This window comes from Nonomuraea sp. 10N515B, assembly GCF_052245915.1.
Taxonomy (GTDB): domain Bacteria; phylum Actinomycetota; class Actinomycetes; order Streptosporangiales; family Streptosporangiaceae; genus Nonomuraea.
Window position 1 is genome coordinate 64319 of the sequence record NZ_JBQQBQ010000041.1, and the last position, 19659, is coordinate 83977.

Annotated in this window: 16 protein-coding genes; 9 read left to right on the forward strand and 7 right to left on the reverse strand. The window is 70.9% G+C overall.

The features are described 5' to 3' along the window. Nucleotides 1–85: 85 nt before the first annotated feature. On the reverse strand, nucleotides 86–1060 hold the full coding sequence (locus ACTWQA_RS40960) for a LacI family DNA-binding transcriptional regulator (protein ID WP_443164283.1): 975 nt from the start codon (nucleotides 1058–1060) through the stop codon (nucleotides 86–88). Nucleotides 1061–1365: 305 nt separating this feature from the next. Between ACTWQA_RS40960 and ACTWQA_RS40965 the strand changes: the two genes are divergently transcribed. Then, complete coding sequence (locus ACTWQA_RS40965; protein ID WP_443164284.1) at nucleotides 1366–1665, forward strand: hypothetical protein; 300 nt, start codon at nucleotides 1366–1368, stop codon at nucleotides 1663–1665. Between the two features lie 87 nt (nucleotides 1666–1752). On the opposite strand, the gene ACTWQA_RS40970 is transcribed toward ACTWQA_RS40965, so the two are convergent. Genes ACTWQA_RS40970 through ACTWQA_RS40980 form a run of 3 tightly spaced genes read right to left on the reverse strand, consistent with a single transcriptional unit; the run spans nucleotide 1753 to nucleotide 4582 of the window. Then, nucleotides 1753–2478, reverse strand: a complete 726-nt coding sequence (locus ACTWQA_RS40970; RefSeq protein WP_443164285.1) for a ThuA domain-containing protein — start codon at nucleotides 2476–2478, stop codon at nucleotides 1753–1755. A 50-nt stretch (nucleotides 2479–2528) separates the two neighbouring features. Further along, nucleotides 2529–3542: an aminotransferase class V-fold PLP-dependent enzyme gene (locus ACTWQA_RS40975; RefSeq protein ID WP_443164286.1), complete on the reverse strand. Its 1014-nt coding sequence runs from the start codon at nucleotides 3540–3542 to the stop codon at nucleotides 2529–2531. Nucleotides 3543–3595: 53 nt separating this feature from the next. Beyond that, nucleotides 3596–4582 (reverse strand): hydroxyacid dehydrogenase, encoded by a 987-nt coding sequence (locus ACTWQA_RS40980; protein WP_443164287.1) that lies wholly within the window; start codon nucleotides 4580–4582, stop codon nucleotides 3596–3598. 342 nt (nucleotides 4583–4924) lie between these two features. Between ACTWQA_RS40980 and ACTWQA_RS40985 the strand changes: the two genes are divergently transcribed. From ACTWQA_RS40985 to ACTWQA_RS41005, 5 genes are read left to right on the forward strand one after another with little or no spacing between them, the layout of a single operon-like run. Then, complete coding sequence (locus ACTWQA_RS40985; RefSeq protein ID WP_206641543.1) at nucleotides 4925–5833, forward strand: ABC transporter permease; 909 nt, start codon at nucleotides 4925–4927, stop codon at nucleotides 5831–5833. After that, complete coding sequence (locus tag ACTWQA_RS40990) at nucleotides 5830–6693, forward strand: carbohydrate ABC transporter permease (protein ID WP_443164288.1); 864 nt, start codon at nucleotides 5830–5832, stop codon at nucleotides 6691–6693. Before ACTWQA_RS40985 ends, ACTWQA_RS40990 begins: the two co-directional genes overlap by 4 nt. A gap of 28 nt (nucleotides 6694–6721) precedes the next feature. Beyond that, the gene (locus ACTWQA_RS40995) at nucleotides 6722–8290 is read left to right on the forward strand and encodes an extracellular solute-binding protein (protein WP_443164289.1); all 1569 of its coding nucleotides are present in this window, start codon (nucleotides 6722–6724) and stop codon (nucleotides 8288–8290) included. A gap of 32 nt (nucleotides 8291–8322) precedes the next feature. Then, nucleotides 8323–11214, forward strand: a complete 2892-nt coding sequence (locus tag ACTWQA_RS41000; RefSeq protein ID WP_443164290.1) for a hypothetical protein — start codon at nucleotides 8323–8325, stop codon at nucleotides 11212–11214. A 5-nt stretch (nucleotides 11215–11219) separates the two neighbouring features. Next, nucleotides 11220–11924, forward strand: a complete 705-nt coding sequence (locus ACTWQA_RS41005; RefSeq protein ID WP_443164291.1) for an alpha/beta fold hydrolase — start codon at nucleotides 11220–11222, stop codon at nucleotides 11922–11924. Nucleotides 11925–11933: 9 nt separating this feature from the next. Here the strand turns inward: ACTWQA_RS41005 and ACTWQA_RS41010 are convergent, their stop codons facing one another. Further along, nucleotides 11934–13379, reverse strand: a complete 1446-nt coding sequence (locus ACTWQA_RS41010; RefSeq protein ID WP_443164292.1) for a hypothetical protein — start codon at nucleotides 13377–13379, stop codon at nucleotides 11934–11936. A gap of 60 nt (nucleotides 13380–13439) precedes the next feature. Between ACTWQA_RS41010 and ACTWQA_RS41015 the strand changes: the two genes are divergently transcribed. The 3 genes from ACTWQA_RS41015 to ACTWQA_RS41025 all read left to right on the forward strand — a co-directional run bounded on the left by ACTWQA_RS41015 (nucleotide 13440) and on the right by ACTWQA_RS41025 (nucleotide 17717). Further along, the gene (locus ACTWQA_RS41015; protein WP_443164293.1) at nucleotides 13440–15608 is read left to right on the forward strand and encodes an amylo-alpha-1,6-glucosidase; all 2169 of its coding nucleotides are present in this window, start codon (nucleotides 13440–13442) and stop codon (nucleotides 15606–15608) included. Next, on the forward strand, nucleotides 15605–16723 hold the full coding sequence (locus ACTWQA_RS41020; protein ID WP_443164294.1) for a glycosyltransferase family 4 protein: 1119 nt from the start codon (nucleotides 15605–15607) through the stop codon (nucleotides 16721–16723). The genes ACTWQA_RS41015 and ACTWQA_RS41020 overlap by 4 nt, the downstream gene beginning before the upstream one ends. A 112-nt stretch (nucleotides 16724–16835) precedes the next feature. Next, the gene (locus ACTWQA_RS41025; RefSeq protein WP_443164295.1) at nucleotides 16836–17717 is read left to right on the forward strand and encodes an RNA polymerase sigma-70 factor; all 882 of its coding nucleotides are present in this window, start codon (nucleotides 16836–16838) and stop codon (nucleotides 17715–17717) included. 3 nt (nucleotides 17718–17720) lie between these two features. On the opposite strand, the gene ACTWQA_RS41030 is transcribed toward ACTWQA_RS41025, so the two are convergent. Then, entirely contained in the window at nucleotides 17721–18323 is a 603-nt protein-coding gene (locus ACTWQA_RS41030) for a response regulator transcription factor (protein ID WP_327581352.1), read from the reverse strand. Then, entirely contained in the window at nucleotides 18320–19576 is a 1257-nt protein-coding gene (locus ACTWQA_RS41035; RefSeq protein ID WP_443164296.1) for a sensor histidine kinase, read from the reverse strand. The genes ACTWQA_RS41030 and ACTWQA_RS41035 overlap by 4 nt, the downstream gene beginning before the upstream one ends. Between the last annotated feature and the right edge of the window lie 83 nt (nucleotides 19577–19659).

Sequence of the window (19659 nt, forward strand, 5' to 3'; positions counted from 1 at the left end):
CCCGGGTCGGCACGCACCCCACCCGCGCGAGAACGTACCCGACCCGGTCCGGGTGCGGTGTGGGACGAGACCTGGGCGCCGCGGGTCAGCGGGCGCTGCTCTGGCGGGGGCGGAGCTCGGCGGGGAGGACGACCTTGGCGGGTTTGGCGGCCGGGGTGGCGATGCGGTCCACCAGGAGGCGGGCGGCCATGCGCCCCAGCTCGTACGTCGGCTGCGCCACCGTGGTCAGCGTCGGCCGGACGAGATCGGCCCACGGGATCTCGTCGAACCCGACCAGCCCCATCTCCCCGGGCACGTCCACACCCCGATCGGCCAGGCACCGCAGCGCCCCCACCGCCATGAGGTTGTTGGCCACGAACACCGCGTCCGGACGATCGGAGGAGGCCAGCAGTGACGTCATGGCGTCGTATCCGCCCTGCTCGCGGAAGTCCGTGCGCACCACCAGCGGCTCGCCCGGCAGGACCCCCGCGTAGCCCCGCAGGCGCAGGTCGGCGGTGCTCACGCCCTCGGGGCCCGTGATGCACGCGATCCGCCGGTAGCCGGCTGTAAGGAGATGCTCCGTGGCCGTGCGCGCGCCCGCTTCGTTGTCCACCACGACCGTGTCCACCTCGCCGCGCGGGAGCTCGCGGTCGATGGCGACGACGGGGACGGGCGACTCGAGCAGGGTCTTGGCGGCCCTGACGCTCCCCGACGAGGAGATGATCACGCCGGCCATCTGCTCGCTCAGCGCCGCCGCGACATACGTCTCCTCCTTGGCCGGGTCCTCGTCGCTGTTGCACAGCACGACCGAGTAGCCGGCCTGCTGGGCGACGTCCTCGATCCCGCGGACGGTGGCGGTGAAGAACGGGTTGCCGATGTCCGAGATGATCACTGCCCAGAGGGTGGTGCGGCTGCGCCGCAGGTTTCTGGCCACCGCGTTGGGGCGGTAGCCGAGCTCTCGGACGGCGGTGAGCACGCGCGCGACCATGGCGGGGTCGACCGTGCGGGCGCCGTTGAGCACGCGTGAGACGGTGGCGGCGGATACGCCGGCCTCGCGGGCGACATCGTAGATAGTGGCCATCGAACCAAGTTTCTACCATCGCGGAGGCCTACAATGCCGCCGCTCTGAGCCCGCCTACGGCGAGCGCAGCAGCACGCTGTCCCTCCAAGATCATCATCCCATGCTTCCGGAATTTTTGAAATATGGGGTTCGGCTGAGCGAATACCCCGACTGAAATCTCGACACATCAGGGCTTGACGGCTGTCAGGCGGCGATTGTACCGTCCGTGAGAAATCGATTGCTCGCAGTTCTTCTCCCTTCACCCCCCACCCTCGCGACCCCTGACTGCCGCGCGCGCAGGGGCCACCGGACTGCCTGGAGAAGTCATGTATTCGACCCTTCGACGACGCCTGGGCGCGGGCCTGGCGGCCCTGCTCGTCGCGGCCGCAATGACGGTTGCGGGAGCGGCCCCTGAGACGGCCGGGGCGGCGACGTCGCCGCCGCCCAGCACATTCTTCTCGACGGTGCAGGTCGGCTCGGCCGCCTCGGTCGGCGCCCCGGCCGTCGGCGACAACCGCAACCACGGCGACCTGTGGCCGAACTGCTGGTCCGACGACGACAACGTCTACACCGCCTACGGCGACGGCATCGGCACGGAGTGGCCGCAACCGAGCCAGATCCGTTGACCGTCCATTGAGCCGAGCCCGCCCCGCCACTCGGGAGCGGGCTCTCCTCATGCCAGGGCGTCGATGGTCGCGAAGGTCATCCGGCGCCTACCACTGGATGGGGGTGTGGGCGTTCTGTGGCGGCTCGCCGACGCCGTGCTCCGGGGCGGCCCACAGGACCGCGTTGGCCAGCACGCGGCGCACGCCGGGGTGGTAGTAGACGGGATATTCCTGGTCACCCGGTGCGAAATAGAAGATCCTGCCCAGCCCTCTGCGGTAGCAGCAGCCGCTGCGGAACACCTCACCGCCGCTGAAGGAGCTGATGAAGACCAATTCGTCGGGCTCGGGGACGTCGAACGGCTCGCCGTAGGTCTCCTGCCGGTCGATGATCAGTGGACGGGGGATGTCGCGCGCGATCGGGTGGCCGGGGGAAACTGTCCACACCAGCTCGCGCTCCCCGGCGTCCCGCCAGTTCAGGGTGCAGGTGGTGCCCATCAGCGAACGGAAGATCTTGGAGTAGTGGCCGGAGTGCAGCACCAGCAGGCCCATCCCGCCGAGCACGCGCCGCCGCACCCGTTCCACGACCTTGTCGTCCACCTCCTCGTGCGCCATGTGTCCCCACCAGGTCAGCACGTCGGTCTGGGCCAGGGTCTCGTCCGCCAGGCCGTGCTCGGGGTCGTCCAGCACGGCGGTGCGTACGCGGACCCGATCGCCCAGCACCTCCGTCAGCCCGGCCGCGATGGCGCCGTGGATGCCGTCGGGGTAGCGGCGGCGTACGTCCTCCTCGCGGGGTTCGTGGTAGTTCTCGCTCCAGACGGTGACGTTGACGGCCATCCGCTTCCCTCCGGTACGTGTCGTGCGTCATGGCCCTCGTACCCGCGAGATCACCCGTTCAGCACGTCCAGAGCACGATCGACGTCGTCGGCGGTGGTGTAGACGTGGAAGCTGGCCCGCACCCGGCCCGCCCGCACGGCCGCGCGGATCCCGGCGGCCTCCAGCCGCTCGCCGGGCGCGTCCACGGACACGATGGCACTGTCGCCCGGCTCCAGGCCCAGGCCGGTGCGGAAGCGGTTGGCCAGGGCCACGTTGTGGTCGTGGACCCGTTTGACGCCCAGCTCGTTGAGCAGCTCGATGGCCGGGGCGGCGCCCACGTAGGAGAACCACGCCGGTGACAGGTCGAACGCGCGGGCGTCGGGGGCCAGGCGCATCGGCAGGCCGTAGTAGGCCTCGCCGGCGCCGGCGTACCAGCCGGCGGCCAGCGGGCGCATGCGCTCGCGCACCCGCGGCGACAGGTAGCCGAAGGCGGCGCCGCGCGGCGCCATGAGCCACTTGTACGCCGCGCACGCCAGCACGTCGAGGCCCTCGTCGACGTCCACGGGCAGCCAGCCGCACGCCTGGGAGCCGTCGGCGATGACCAGGGCGTCGTGGGCGCGGGCGGCGGCCACGATGTCGGCGAGCGGGGCGACGGATCCGGTGGCGGACTGGACCAGGCTGAAGGCCACGGCGGCGGTCGAGCTGCTGATCGCGTCGGCCAGCCGGTCGGCGGGGACCGTCTCGACCTCGGCCGCGACGGCCCACGGGAACAGGTTGCTGGTGAATTCGATGTCCGGGACCACGACGCGGGCGCCCGGCGGCAGCGCCGTGGCCACGACGGACATGATCTGCGAGACGGTCGAGCTCACGGCCACGTCCGCGGCCGGCGCGCCGATCATGCGTGCGAACGCGGCGCGCGAGCGGCTCACGCGGGCGTCCCACGGCGTCCAGTCGCTGGAGCCGTGCCGCCAGTCGGCCAGCACGGCTTGGAGCTCCTCGAAGGCGCGGCGCGGGGGCAGTCCGTAGGAGGCGGTGTTGAGCCAGCCCGGGTCGGCGTCCCAGAGCCGGCCTGCTGTGATGTCCATGAGGCAAGGGTAGGACGCCGAGAACTTAATCTACAACGTAAAGGCGTCGGCCTTCAGGCGGCCCTTTCCAGGTCGTCGTGTGTCACCTGGTACACCAGCGGCGACCCGGCGACCAGCCGTTCCAGCTCGTCCACCACGGCGGTGCCCATCCGGGCGAGCTCGTTGCCGTGGGAGCCGGCGATGTGCGGGGTGAGGAAGGCGTTGGGCAGGTCGAACAGCGGCGAGTCCGTCGGCAGCGGCTCCGGCTCGGTCACGTCGAGGACCGCGGACAGCCGGCCCGACTTCAGCTCGGCGATGAGGGCGTCGGTGTCGACCAGCGATCCGCGGGCGGTGTTGATCAGCACCGCGCCGTCCTGCAGCAGCGCCAGCCGCTCGCGATCCAGCATGTGCGTGGTCTCCGGGGTGGCGGGGGCGTGCAGGCTGACGATGTCGCTGGTGCGCAGCAGCTCCTCCAGTGACACCTGCCGGACGCCGGGGACCAGGGTGTAGGGGTCGTAGACGCACAGGTCCAGGTCGTAAGGGGAGAGCAGGTCGATCACCTTGCGGCCGATGCGCGAGGCGCCGACGATGCCGACCGTCCGGCCGTTGTTGCCGATGGACGGCTGGATCTCGGCCAGGGTGAAGGTGCGTTCGCGCTGGTAACGCTCGTTCAGGGCGAAGATTCCCTTGCCGGCCATGAGGACGGCGGCGACGGTGTACTCGGCCACCGGGACGGCGTTGGCCTCGGCGGCGGAGGAGACCAGCAGGCCGCGCTCCCAGCAGGCGGGCGTGACCAGGGATTTCACCGAGCCGGCGGCGTGCAGCACGCCGCGCAGGCGGGGCGCGCGGGCCAGGACGGCTTCGTCGAGCGTGGGGCAGCCCCAGCCGGTGATGAGGATCTCGGTCTCGGACAGGTCCAGGCGCGGATCGTCGAAGTGCTCGGCGACCAGTGTCACGTCGATGTCGGCCAGTGTGTCCAGCCGCCGCAGCAAGGGCGCGGGGAAGAGCAGCGCGAGATGTTCCTCGCGCATGGCGAACAGCGCCTTCGGGCGTGGGGACACGGAGGAGCCTCCATTCGTAGGGATCGGTTTCTAACCGTAGAAGCACATCGGGTTGATGGTCAATGGTGCGGCCCTGGTGACGCGAGGCGGCACGTTCGCGCACTAAAAGAGTGCCTTGAGCGGACTGGGGGAGACTTGTCTGTAACGTATCCGTAACGCCGCCTTGTGGTGAATGCCGGTCGCACGTAGCGTTCGCAGCTACCGGTTTCTATCCAACTTCGCGGACATCTTCTGCCGCCTCAGACGGGACTTCGGGTGATGAGCAGCACGCTTAAGGCGAGGCAAGAGCCTCAGACGAGACCTCCGACCGGGCCACCCCGGCGCCGACGCCGCAGCAAAGGCGTGGCGGCCCGCAAGGGCTGGGTGGTCGGGCTGCTCGCGCTGCCGGCGGTCGTCTTCTTCTTGGTCTTCAACTACCTGCCGATGGCCGGCCTGGTGGTGGCGTTCAAGGAGTTCGACGTCAACCTGGGCATCTTCGACAGCCCGTGGAACGGGCTGGAGAACTTCACCTACTTCCTGGAGTCCGGGGACGCGGCGCGGATCCTGTTCAACACCCTGTTCCTCAACGTGTTGTTCCTCGGGGCGACGCTGGCCGCCGGGATCATCCTGGCGATCATGCTGAACGAGATCCGCAGCACTTTCTTCAAGCGGGTCTCCCAGTCGGTCGTCTTCTTCCCCTACTTCGTCTCCCCGGTCGTGATCAGCATCATCCTGCAGGTGCTGCTCGCCGGGGCGTCCGGTGGGGGAGGGGCGGTCAATGACGCTCTGAGCGGTTTCGGATTCCCCGCGGTGGACTGGTACACCGAGCCGGGGCCGTGGCCGTGGATCCTGACCGTGGTGAAGATCTGGCAGCTCGGCGGCTACCTGAGCGTGATCTTCCTGGCCGCGATCACCGGCATCCCCGAGGAGGTCTACGAGGCCGGGATGATCGACGGCGCCTCGCGGGCGCAGATGGCCTGGCGCATCACGCTGCCGCTGCTGAAGCCCACCGCGGCGGTGCTGCTGGTGCTGGGGGTCGGCCGGATCTTCTACGGCGACTTCGGCACGATCTACGCGATCATCGGCGACAACGGCACGTTGTTCGACAACACCGACGTCATCGACACCTACGTCTTCCGCGCCCTGCGCCAGCTCGGCGACTTCGGCACCACCGCGGCGATCGGCCTGTTCCAGTCGGTGGTCGGTTTCATCCTCGTGGTGATCGCGGTGCTGATCCAGCGCAAGTACTCGAAGGAGACGAGCATCCTATGAGCACCAGAAAGCTGGAGCCGTTCACCGTCGTCAGCGTGATCGGTGTCTCCCTCGCCGTGCTGGCCTGCGCCGTGCCCTTCTGGATGATCATCTCGGGGTCGTTCACGAGCGAGACGCAGCTGGCCACCACCGGCTACAGCTTCTTCCCGGACTTCGACTTCACCGCCTACAAGATGATCTTCACCGGGCCCGCGGTGCTCAACGCCTACCTCGCCAGCCTCTTCATCACCTTCGTGGGCACGGCGCTGTCCCTGGCGGTGACCTCGGGGCTGAGCTGGGTGATCGCCCGCCGGGTGCCCGGCATCAGCCGGCCGCTGACGATCTACTCGTACCTGCCGATGCTGTTCTCCGGCGGCCTGGTGCCGCTCTATCTGCTGGTGACGCAGTACCTGCACTTGCAGAACAGCTACTTCGCGGTCATCCTTCCGCTGCTGGTCATGCCGTTCCTGGTCTTCGTCCAGGTCAGCGCCTTCCGCCAGCTGCCCGAGTCGATTTTCGAGTCAGCCAAGATCGACGGCGCCGGCGAGCTGCGCATCTTCTTCACGATCGCGCTGCCGCTGTCCAAGCCGATCCTGGCCGTCGTCGGCCTCTTCTACGCCGTGCACTACTGGAACGACTGGTTCATGGCGTTGCTGTTCATCGACGACGTGCACAAGTTCCCGCTCCCGCTCGTCCTGCAGAACCTGATCTCCAACATCTCGTTCACCGCGATGCTGCCGCAGCTGGCTGAGGCGGCCACCCCCGTCTACCAGCTCCGGCTCGCCCTCACCACCGTCGCCATCGGCCCGATCCTGCTCGCCTACCCCTTCGCCCAGCGCTACTTCGTCAAGGGCATCACCCTCGGTGCCACCAAGGGCTGAGTCAGTTCCCCCCATTTCAGGAGTTACCGTGTCCAACCCCATGATGTCGCGGCGCGGCCTGCTGGCCGCCGGCGGCGGTCTGTCCGTCGCCGCCTTCCTGTCCGCCTGCTCCAGCGGCTCCTCGCAGCCCCAGGCGAGTGGCGGTGCGAGCAGCGCCGCGCTCACGCTGAGCCTGCTGCTGCCCGGCGACGTGCCGGTCGGCTGGGACCCCGTCCTGGCGGAAGTCAACAAGAAGCTTCAGGCGGACCTGGGCTTCACCATCAAGCCGCAGTTCATCCCGTGGACCAGCTACGGTCAGCAGGCGCTGCTGAAGTTCACCGCCGGGGAGAAGTTCGACACGGCGCTGCAGGCGCGCTGGCTCAACATGACGCAGCTCGCGGCCAGTGGCTCGATCGTCGACCTGAGCAGCCTGCTGTCCAGCGGCAAGTACCCCAACCTGACCGCCACGATCGACCCGAAGATCATCGAGCTGAACCGGTGGAGCGGCAAGCTCTACGGCCTGCCCCAGATCAACTCTGTCGCTCGTTTCCACCACTTCAGCATCCGCCAGGACCTGGCCGAGAAGCTCGGCATGAGCGACATCACGGATTTCGCCGGGCTGGAGAAGTTCTGGTACGACGTCAAGCAGAAGAACAAGGACATCATCCCGATCGGGGTCAGCTCCCGCATGCCCAAGCTGATGGTGGCGTGGAACCCGGTCGGCTGGCTCAACCCCTACATGTGGGACAACCCGAACGTGAGCATCGCCTCGTTCACGGGCGACTCGTTCAACTTCGTCCTGGCCGCCGACGGTAAGACGACGGGCTCGTCCAACCCGATCCCGTGGTGGGAGGCCCCGGGCATGGTGGACGCGCTGCGCCTGATCCGGAAGTACTACCAGGACGGTCTGATCAACAAGAACGCCCTCACCCTGGACACCAAGGCGCTGGACTCGCAGTTCAAGGCCGGCCGCGTCGCCACCGGCTGGGCCATGACCGACGGCCTGTCCTCCACGGCCCTGCCCGAGCTGACCAAGAACGTGCCGGGCGCGATGCTCGCCAACGTGATGCCGCTCAAGGGCGGCGAGGACGCCAAGCCGTACCAGACCTTCCAGAGCGACAACTTCGTCGTGCTCAACGCCAAGGGCCAGAGCAACGAGAAGGCCATGCAGCTGCAGGACTGGGTGTCGATCAAGGAGAACCACGACCTGCTCAACTACGGCCTCCCCGGCAAGGACTGGAACGCCATCGGCGACGACAAGTACGAGAAGGTCTCCACGTACACCTTCCCCGGCTTCGCTCTCGCCTGGCGGGCCAAGCTGGAGCGCCGGATCAAGGACATGACCGAGTCCGAGACCAAGTGGTTCGACTGGGCCCAGAACATCGACAACTTCACCGTCGACCCGTACGCCGCCTTCGTCCCCGACCCCGAGCCGGTGAAGCGGGAGAACACCCAGGTCACCGCCGCCCTCACGCAGTTCGCCAACCCGCTGTTCATCGGCGCCGTGGACGTCGACCAGGGCCTGGACAAGCTGAAGAAGGCCCTCGACAGGGCGGGCCTGGCCAAGCTTCAGGCGGAGATGGCCAAGCAGGCCGACGCCTACCTCAAGGGCCAGTAAGAGCCGGCACGCCGGGAAAGGAACGCACCCCCATGAAGCCCGAACTGTCCCGGCGTGCCCTGCTCCGCGCGAGCGGCGCCGGAGCCGCGGCCGCCGCGAGCTGGAGCCTGCTGTCCGGGCCCGCGGCGGCCGCCACCGCCCGCCCCGGCCGGCCACTCGACGAGGTGATCTTCGGCGACGCGGCGTCGGAGGCCGCCCACGCGGTCACCCCGGCGGGGTCCGACGTGGTGGCAGGGGCGCTCGGTCAGAGCGCCCGCGTGCTCAACCCCCAGACGCCCGCGAGCGCCTGGGGCGGCACCGTCGCCTGCACCGTCAAGTGTGTGCCTGACGGCACCACGTACGTCACCATCAAACTCTGGGGCGGCGACCGCGCCCCGACCGAGGCCGACCAGTCCCGGCTGCAGCTCTTCTGCGAGGGCGAGCAGGTCGGCCACTACCACCTGGGCGCGGTCGACCCGCTGGACATCCTGAGCCTGGACGCGCACGCGCCGGGCCGCTTCCACTACCACACCCTGCCGTTACCCGAGGCGATTACCAAGGACAAGGAGCAGGTCACGCTGGAGATCCGGGCGATGGGCCGGGTCTGGGGCTACGGCCAGAACGCCGCCGAGTTCTACCGCACGCTGAACAAGCCGACCCGCCCCTTCTACCGGATCTTCACGCACAAGGAGCCGTACTTTCCCGGAGACGGCATCCAGGGCCCCGCGCCCGAGGCGCCCGTCCGGCCCGAGCCGGGACCCGAGGTCCTGGAGACGATCAAGGCCAGGGTGGTCAGAGAGCATCGCACCTGGCTGGGCGGCAGCGCCGCCTCGATGGACTCCTGGGCCTACCTGAGTCTGGCCGAGGGCTACTTCTACCCCGGCAGCCCCGCCTACCAGAACCCCGAGGCCATCGACCAGGTGCTGGCCGCGATCGACGCGCGCTACACCAAGTGGCTCACCGACCCGACCGTGCTGACGGCCTCCGACCAGCAGTGGGAGGGCTTCGGCAAGGTGGGTCACGTGCTGGTCCTGCTCAAGGACGTGCTGGGCGACCGCCTGGAACGGAAGATCGGGGCCAGGGCCGTGGGCGCGCCCAACCCCGGCTTCGAGCGCGGCGGCACGGCTCCGGCCGGCTGGACGAGCGCCCGATGGGCCGGCACCGCCACCTGGCTCTGGGACGACGCCGTCACGCACGGCGGCTCCCTCTCGGTCAAGGTCGCCGCCGACGCGGGCGCCGTGGCCGGGTGGAGCACCTCGCAGAACCGTACGCTGATCGGCCAGGGCAAGCACCGCTACAGCGTCTGGGTCAGGACCGAGAACGTCGCCGCCCCGGGCGCGTACCTCAACGTGCTCTTCTACGACCTGGCCGGAAAGATCGTCGGCACCGACCAGAGGGTCTTCGCGCCCACCGGCACCAACGACTGGACCCAGATCGCCACCGAGCTGACCACGCCGGTCACCGCCGTCGAGCTCCGGCTGGACGTGCGGGTCCACGGCGGCGGGACCGCCTGGTTCGACGACGTCGAGGTCACCCCGCTGGCCGGGGCCACCGAGCCGGACCAAGGGGATCTGCCGGTTCGGCGGGATGCCTACACGAAGATGATGACCGAGTCCATCGCGTACTGGCGCCGGCACATGCCGCACTACAGCAACCAGGTGCAGATCTGCGCGCTCGGCATCTACCGCTGCAATCGCGGCCTGATGCTGATAAATCCGGACAAGGCGCCGCTGGCGGAGGAGAAGGCCCGCGACTACATCCACCAGGCCGTCGGGCTCAAGCCCTTCCTCGGCAGGGAGGACGCCTCCGGCACGCCGAGCAAGCCGCTGGGCGAGCACTTCTACCAGGCCACGCGCAAGGGGCTGACCAAGGAGCTGGGGTACGTCGGCAGCTACGGCGAGGTCACTTGCTGGCTGGTGCTGCTGTATGAGGCGGTCACTCGCTTTGACGGGGTCAAGGATCCCGAGCTCGAGGCCCAGCTGGTCAAGATGATCAACGCGCGGGCGGTGTTCCGCTACCCCGAGGTCGACAACGACGGCTACCGCACCATGCGCCTGGAGGCGGCGGTCGGCTGGCGCGACGACCACTATCCGGGCGTCGTCACCTACGCCCAGCGGGTGGACTGGGACGGCCACCCGCTCATGGCCTCCGCGGTCTTCGACGATCCCGCCCTGGTGGGCCGCGGCCAGCGCATGGTCGCCGACAACCAGTTCTTCGGCGGTCTCGACCTGCTTCAGACGCACTCCTGGTCGCGGGTCGGGGTGGTCGCCCTGCGCCTGCTCGCGCGGGACTGGCCCGCCTTCACCGCCCGTACGGCGCGGCCGCAGGCCTTCCCGATGGACTGGGACGCGCCCTCCTTCGTCTTCGCCGACGAGGAGAACGGCGTCGTCGCCATCAAGAACGGCCAGGAGATCCTCTACGCCTGCCTCTACTGGCGGGCCAGGCAGGCCGTGAACAACCTGGCCCGCGTCCACCACATCACCCCCGACACCCACCGGGTCGCCACGCTCCGCCAGCAGTGCTCCGTCTCCCCGACCGGCGAGATCTGGACCGAGCAGGACTGGGTCTGCTTCAATTTCGCCATCAACGACCCGGCCGCCTCCCACATCCCGCCCGGCGGCTTCCCGCCGCCTGGCCCCGAGCTGCACCAGGCCTTCGCCGGCGAGGTGCTCAAAGTCGCGCCGCACCCCGCCGACGTGCCCGACCCGGCGCTCGGCGTGGACTTCCCCGGCGTCGAGACGCTCTTCGTGGGCAAGGCGCAGTTCTACCGCTGCTCCTACGGCCGCTACCTGATCGGGATGAACACCGACGGCGAGCGCGCCCGCCGCCTCTACACCACCGGTCCCGGCACGGCCCGCGACCTGGGCACCGGCCGGCAGGTCAGGCTCGGCGGCCCGATCGAGGTCGAGCCGCTCAGCACCGTGGTCCTGTACCTGGAGGACTGACGCCGATGAGAGTGCACGCCCAGACGCGGGGGTCCGCCGGCCCGCCGCTGCTCCTGGTGCACGGATGGGGCGGCGACCACCGCGTGTGGGACGCGCTCGACTTCGGCGAGCGCCGGGTGATCGCCGTGGACCTGCGCGGCCACGGCAGGTCCCCGGCGCCGGCGACCGGTTACACCCCCGCCGACCTGGCCGGCGATCTGCTGCCGTGGATCGAGGAGCCCGTGGTGGCCGTCGGGCACTCCATGGGCGGCCAGGTCGTCACCGCGCTGGCGGTCGAGCACCCTTCGGCGGTCCGCGCGATGGTCGTGGTCGCCCCGGCCTACGGGGCGGACGAGGCCGAGGAGCGGCTCATCCCCGGCCGCCTGGCCGCGCTGCGGGCCGACGGCGCCGACGCGGCGTCGCGGCAGCTCGGGCCGCTGCCCGCGCCGGTGGCCGAGCAGCTGCTGGCCACGCCGGGGCACGTGCTGGCCGAATGCTACGCCGGCATGTACACGCTGCCGGGGGCCTTCGGGGTGCGCCGGGAGTCCGAGCGGTATCTGGCCAGGCGGGTCTGCCCGGTGCTCGCCGTCCACAACGTGCCGGAGGCAGCGCGCTGGGAGGCGGGGTTGCCGGCGCATCCACGCTCCACGACCGTCGTGTGGCCGGAGGCCGGGCATTTCCTGCACCTGGAGCAGCCCGCGAGATTCGCCGACCTGGTGTTGTCCTGGTGAGCCGCCCGGTCAGACGTCGACGCGCCCGGCACGCAGGGCGGGGAGGTGGGCGGCGACCGCCGCGGTGAGGTCCGCCCGCTCGGCGAGATCAGGGGCGCCGGTCAGGCGCAGCAGCCGCGCCACCACCTCGCCCGGGCCCGCCGCACCCCGGTGGCAGCCGGCCAGCGCCTGCGCCTGAGGGTCGGTCATGCCGAAGCTCAGGCCGTCGGGGCCGGTGGCGTTCACCCAGGCGGCCAGCGCCAGTTCGAGCATGGGCGCGGGCCGCAGGGCGCGCAGCGGGTCGAACCAGCGTTCGGGGATCTTCGCGGAGCCGTCCGAGCCGATCTGCCGCAGCAGGTGGCGCAGCTCGGGGTTGCGGAAGCGCTCGACCAGCCGGTCGACGTAAGCGGCCGCCTCGGGTGCCGGACCCGGCAGCGTCGCGGCGACCTCCGCACCGAAGGCGCGCACGAACCGTTCCCCCCACCCGGTCTCCAGCACCTCCGCGACCGTGCGGCAGCCGGCCGCGGACCCGAGGTAGGCCATCGCGGAGTGCGCCCCGTTGAGCAGACGCAGCTTGCGCAGCTGGTAGGGCGTGACGTCGGCGACGAAGACCGCGCCGCCGAGCTCCCACGGCGGGCGCGTCGCGGCGAAGCGGTCCTCCAGCACCCACTGCCGATACGGCTCGCCGAGCACCGGCACGGCGTCGCGCAGCCCCAGGGCCGCCGAGACCTCCCGCTGATCGCCGGGGGTGGTGGCGGGCACGATCCGGTCGACGACCGTGTCGGGGAAGGCGACCGAGGCCGCCATCCAGTCGAGCAACCGCTCGCGGTCCGGCCAGTGGGACGCGGCGACGAACTCGCGCACCACCGTGGCCAGGACCCGGCCGTTGCCGGCCATGTTGTCGCAGGAGACGACGCTGATCGGGGCGCCGCCGTGCCGGTAGCGCCCGGCCAGTCCGCCGGCGAGCCGGGCGACGACGTCCGCGCGGCGGTGGTACGCCTTTTCCGTGACGGTCAGCGTCACGACCGGGACCTCCTCCGAACGGAGCAGGTCCCGCAGCCGTGCGCCGTCCGCGCGCATCAGCAGCGCCTCGACGATCGCACCGGCCACCCGCGGACGCAGCGGGCCGGGCACCCGGTCGGTCACCGTGTACAGGCAGTCCTGCGCGCGCATCGCCTCGACCGTGGCCGCCGAGCGGGGGGCGACGGCCGCGATGCCCCACGGCTCGCCCGAGCGGGCCGCGGCTTCCTCGGTGAAGAGGGCCTGGTGCGCCCGGTGGAACGCGCCGAGACCGACGTGCACGATACGCGGCCGCAGCAGGCGCGGATCGATGCGGGGCCGCCGCGCCTCATCGACGCGGTCCAAGGTGGCCAGGCTGAGCTCGGCGTAGCCCATGTACTCCTGAATACCAAACCTCGGCGCGGTCATGCCGAGCGGCGTCGCGGCCGCGCCCAGCCCGTCGGATCCCCAGGTCATGGCGTCAGGCGGCATGCAGCGGGCATGTACCGGGGTGGGGGACAGCGAGGGGGCACGTCCATGAGCGCGTGGACTTTCGAGGGGCAACCGGAGGCGTTGGGAGAGACGATCACGCTGGTGGAGGGCGGTTCGTTCTGCCTGTGCCAGCGTGGCGGCGACATCATCCACGGCGCCGCGCAGGGTGTCTACTATGCCGACACCCGGCTGTTGTCGCGGTGGGTGCTGAAGGTGGACGACTATCCCGTGGAGCCGCTGCAGACGATCTCGGCCGCGCCGTACCACGCCACGTTCGTGGGCAAGGCCCGGCCGCGGCCGGGCACCGTGGAGAGCACGTTGCTGGTCGTGCGAGACCGCTACGTCGGCGGCGGGCTGCGCGAGGACTTGGTGCTGCGCAACATGTCGGAGGAGCCGGCGGGGTGCGTGGTGACCGTCCAGGTGGGCGCGGACGTGGCCGATCTGTTCGAGGTGAAGGCCGAACGGGTCCGGCCGGTCCCCGATGTGGAGATGACCCCCACCGAGTCGGGGCTGGAGGTGCTGTCGGCCAGCCGGGCGCGGGGCGCGCGGATCGCGGTCGAGCCACCGGGCACGCCGGTGGCGGCGACGCCGGGGCTGCTCACCTTCCAGGTGGTGGTTCCCCCTCGTGCGGAGTGGCGGACGAAGCTCGTGGTCAATCCGATCATCGAGGGGGTGGAGACCTCCGCGTGGTTCCCCGCGGACCACTCCATCGAGCATGCCGAGCCGGCCCGTCGCCTGGCCGCGTGGACCCGCGAGAGCCCGGTCCTGACCAGCACCAACGCCGACCTCGTCCAGGTCATGCGCCGCTCCAGGCAGGACCTGGGCAGCCTGCGGCTGTTCGACCGGCACCATCCGCAGGAGCCGCCCGCGATCGCCGCCGGGGCGCCGTGGTTCATGACCTTGTTCGGCCGCGACTCGCTGCTGACCTCCTGGATGTCGCTGCCGCTCGACCAGTCGATGGCGCTGGGCACGATGCGGCGCCTGGCCCGGCTGCAGGGCACCAAGGTCGATCCCCTCTCCGAGGAGGAGCCGGGGAAGATCCTGCACGAGCTGCGCTACGGCGTGCAGGACGGCGCGTCCCCGTACGGCGGCCAGGCCTACTACGGCTCGGTCGACGCGACGCCCCTGTTCGTCATGCTGCTCGGCGAGCTGCGCCGGTGGGGCCTGCACACCGAGGCCGTCGAGGAACTGCTGCCCCATGCCGATGCCGCGCTGACCTGGATCGAGGAGTACGGCGGACCCGACGGGCTCCTGTGGTACCGCCGCAAGACCGACCGCGGGCTGATCAACCAGGGGTGGAAGGACTCCTTCGACGGCATCACCTTCAGCGACGGGACCATCGCCCGCCCGCCCATCGCCCTGGCCGAAGCGCAGGGGTACGTCTACGCCGCCTACCTCGCGCGCGCCCACTTCGCCCACGAGCAGGGCGACGAGGCGACGGAACGACGCTGCGTGGAGCGGGCCATGGCGATCAGGCGAGCCTTCAACGAGCGCTTCTGGCTTCCGGACGCCGGCTACTACGCGATGGGCCTGGACCGCCGGGGGCGGCCCATCGACGGCCTCGGCTCCAACATGGGCCACTGCCTGTGGAGCGGCATCGTGGACGAGGCCAGGGCGGCCTCGGTGGCGGAGCATCTGCTGTCGGATGAGATGTTCACCGGCTACGGGGTGCGCACCCTGGCCACGTCGATGGGGGCCTACAACCCGATGAGCTACCACAACGGCTCGGTGTGGCCCCACGACAACGCGATCATCGCGGCCGGGCTGATGCGGTACGGCTTCATCGAGGAGGCCCAGCGGATCGCGATGGGGTTGCTGGCTGTCGGGCAGGCGTTCGGCGGCCGGTTGCCGGAGCTGTTCTGCGGGTTCGACCGGGCAGAGTTCTTCGAGCCCATCCCGTACCCGACGTCCTGCTCGCCGCAGGCCTGGGCCGCCGCCGCGCCCATCCACTTGCTGCGTACCCTGCTGCGGCTGGACCCCTGGGTGCCGTACGGGAAGATCTGGATCGTCCCGGCGCTGCCGGACGGGTTCGGCGAGCTCGAGATCAGGGACCTGCCCGTGGCAGGCGCCCGGCTCACCGTCAGCGTCGGGAGGGACGGGCGGACGGCCGTCGTGTCCGGCGTGCCGGAGGGCATCGAACTGCTCACCGAACCCCGCCCGCCCATTAGCCGCGCCGGCGTGGCCGATCGCACCTACGGGCTGGCGACGCCATGACCGCCGCCGACGGGCGCATGGAGAGGGCCCAGCAGAGCCGGCGGCCGGGTGGCCGGCTGCGCATCACCATGATCGCCCCGCCCTGGCAGGACGTGCCGCCCCGGGCGTACGGCGGCATCGAGGAGATGCTGGCCGGCCTGATCAGCGGGCTGGACCGGCGCGGGCACGAGGTCACCCTCATCGGCGCCGGCCACACCACGGTGCCGGCGAGGTTCCTGCCCACCTACGCGCGGCCGCCGTCCGAGCGGATCGGCGACCCGCTGCCCGAGCTGCTGCACGCCGCCCGCGCCCGGCGGCTGCTGGCCGGACTGGACGCCGACATCGTGCACGATCACTCGCTGGCCGGCCCCCTGACCGCGGCCTGTCGCGCCGTGCCGACCGTCGTCACCTGCCACGGCCCCGCGGACGGCGAGCTGGGAGAGTGCTACCGGGAGCTGGGCGCCGACATCTGCCTGGTGGCCATTTCCGAGGCTCAGCGCCGGCACGCGCCCGACCTCGGCTGGGTCGCCACCGTGCACAACGCGCTCGACGTCGACACCTACCCCTTCCAGCCCGGCAAGGAGGAGTGGGTGTTGTGGCTGGGCAGGTTCCACCCATACAAGGGCGCCCATCTCGCCATCGACGCCGCCCGCGCGGCGGGCCGGCGCATCATTCTGGCCGGCAAGCTCACCGAGCCCGCCGAACACGCCTGCTTCGACGCCTACGTCCGGCCCCGGCTCGGCCCCGACGCCACCTACGTCGGCGAGGCCGACGCCGCCCGCAAACGCGAGCTGCTCGCCGCCGCCCGCTGCCTGCTGTTCCCCATCCAATGGGAGGAGCCGTTCGGCATGGTGCTCATCGAGGCGATGGCCTGCGGCACGCCCGTCGTGGCGCTCGGCAGAGGCGCGGTGCCGGAGGTCGTGGCCGACGGCCGCACCGGCTACGTCCTGCAGACCGTCGCCGAGCTGCCCGAGGCGATCGAGTCGATCGAGCGCATCGACCCGCACGCGTGCAGGAAGCACGTGGAGCAGTGCTTCAGCGCCGAGACCATGGCCGCGGCCTACGAACAGGTCTACTGGCAGGTCCTGCGATCCGGCCCCGCCCCGGCCCCAGGGGGAGTCGTCAGCGTTTCCTGACGGTGAAGGGGTTTGCCGCGGATGAGATCCAGGTCACATTTCTCACCGCGGATGTCACATATCGACCCCTCTGCGGGCTCAAGGCAGCAGTCACACAGAGAGGGGGCCGGTGATGCCCGATGCCACCCAGGTGTTCGCCGACCATCGTGAGCTGCTGTTCTCCATCGTCTACAACATGCTCGGCAGCGTCGCCGACACCGAGGACGTGCTGCAGGAGACCTGGCTGTCCTGGTCGTCGGCGAGCCGGGAGCGCGTCGACCACCCGCGTGCCTACCTGGTGCGCATCGCCGTCAACCAGGCTCTCGCCCAGCAGTCGGCCCTGCGCCGGCGCCGCGAGACCTACGTCGGGCCCTGGCTGCCCGAACCCCTCGTCACCGCGGCCGACGCCGCCGAGCAGGCGGTGCGCGCGGACACGCTCTCGCTCGCGCTGCTGGTGGTGCTGGAAACGCTGACGCCGCTGGAGCGGGCGGTGTTCATCCTGCATGAGGTGTTCGCCTACCAGCACACCGAGATCGCCGCCATGATCGACCGCAGCCCCGCCGCCGTGCGCCAGCTCGCGCACCGGGCCCGCGAACACGTCCAGGCCCGCCGCCCCCGCACTCAGGTCGACGCGCACCTCCAGAAGCAGGTCACCGAGCGGTTCGTGGCCGCCGCCTTCGGTGGCGACCTCCAGGCGCTCATGGAACTCCTGGCGCCCGACGTGACGCTGTGGTCCGACGGCGGCGGCAAGTCGGACGCCGCCGGCCCGCGTCCCATCCGGGGCCGCGACAAGGTCGCCCGCGTGCTCGTTTCCAGCGCCGCCGAGACTCGTGACGGCCTCGACCTCCAATACCGCCAGGTCAATGGCGATCCCTGCGCGGTGCTGTTCGTGGAGAACGCCCCGTACGCGGTCATGGTCGTCGACCTGAACTCCGACGGCTCTCAGGTCCGCGACATCTACACCGTCAGCAATCCCGACAAGCTCGCCCACGTCCCCGAAAGGTCCGCCAAATGATCATCAGATCCAGCCTTCCTCCCAGGCCCGGTGGGCGGCCGCGTGGCGGGAGCTGACGCCGAGCTTGGCCATGGCCGCCGACAGGTAGTTGCGTACCGTGCCCGGCGCCAGATGGACCTGGGCGGCGATCTCCCTGACCGAGGCGCCCGTCCGTGACGCCCGCAGCACCTCCAGCTCCCGGTCGCTGAGCGGGCAGTCGTCCTCGGTCAGCGCGGAGGCGGCGATGTCGGGATCGACGTACCGTCGTCCGGCCGCGACGTCGCGGATGATCTCCGCTAGCCTGGTGGCAGGTGTGGTCTTGGGCACGAACCCGCTCACCCCCGCCGCCAGCGCGCGGCGCAACACTCCCGGCCGGGCGTGCCGCGTGACCAGGATGATCTTGATGGGGGACTCCGCCCTGATCTCCTCGGCGGCCCGCAGGCCGTCGGCCGGCGGCATCTCCAGGTCCAGCACGGCGATGTCGGGCTGGTGCGCGCGGGCCAGGCGCACGGCGTCGGTGGAGGTGGCGGCCTCGGCGGCCACCGTCAGGTCCTCCTCCAGCTCCAGCAGCGCCGCCAGGGCGCCCCTGATCAGGTCCTCGTCGTCGGCGATCAGCAGGCGGATCATCGTGCCCCCACCGGCAGGGTGGCGGTCACGACGAAGTCGTCGCCGTCATGCCGCCAGGTCAGCTCGCCGCCCGCGGCCCGCAGCCGCTCAGCGAGGGCAGGGAGGCCGGTGCCCAGACCGGGACCGGCGTCTCCATCGACGCCGGCCCTGGCCCCGCCGCCGGTGGCCGGACCAGGGCTGGTGCCCGGACCGGGCGCGCCGTCGTTGCCGATCCGGAGGCAGGCCAGGCCGCCGATGATCCGGTAGGCGATCTCCGCGTGCCGGGCGCGGCTGTGGCGCAGCACGTTGGTGGTGGCCTCCCGCATCACCAGGCCCAGCAGATGCCTGCCCGGCTCGGGAAGGAGGTCAGAGGCGGCGGCGGAGTCGAGCTCCATCCGGGCGTCGATGCCGGCCGCGGCGAGCACTCCGGTCGCGTTCGCGATCTCCTCCTTCAGCGTGACCCGGCGGTAACCCTGGACAACGGCGCGGGTGTCGCGCAGCGCGTCCGTCGCCAGCCGCCGCACCTGCGTCATCTCCTCGGCCGCCCGAGCCGGGTCGGCCGGCGCCAGCCGGGCCGCCAGCTCGCTCTTGAGCGCGATCACCTGCAGGTGGTGGCCTTGGATGTCGTGCAGGTCGGCGGCGAAGCGCAGCCGCTCGTCCTTGATCGCCAGCTCCGCCGACAACCGGCGGGCCGCGTTCAGCCGCTCCGCGACGTCCCACGCCCACAACATGCCGAGCATGACCCAGCCGGTGAAGACGACCAGCCCGGCCGGGAACGCCGCCGCGAACACGACCGCATGCTCCGAGAGCGCGGCCGTGACCCCGCCGAGGACCGCCGCGACCGCCGCCGCCGTGGCGATCAGCAGCCACCGGCGCCGAGCCGGCACGAACATGGCGACGATCGAGACCATCATCGCCGGGCCGAACGACCACGGCCCGTAGTCCCGCAGGGCGAGCAGGATTCCGCCCAGCACCACCGCGCCCGCGCCCCCGGCCACCAGCCACCGCACCGGCGGCCGCCCGGCCGGGTCCGCGCCGCCCGGGTCGAGGTCGGCCCGGGGGAGGCGGCGGCTGATCGACACCGCGATGGCCGGCAACGCGACCGCCAGGGCACCCACGGCGGCGAGCCGGGCCGCGACCGGCACCGCCGGGTCCGTGATCCGGCTCCTGACGCTGAAGACCAGGAAGAACGCGGTGACGCCGAAGAGACTCCACCACGTGTAGCGCCGGAAGTTGGTCAGCCCTGTCCCGGGATCGACCGGCAGGTCACGCACGGGGCCATTGTCGCAGCAATCCACCGCGCCGGCCCGCCGCCGCCGTACCCCGACCCGCTGATGACAAATGTCACGCGATCGTG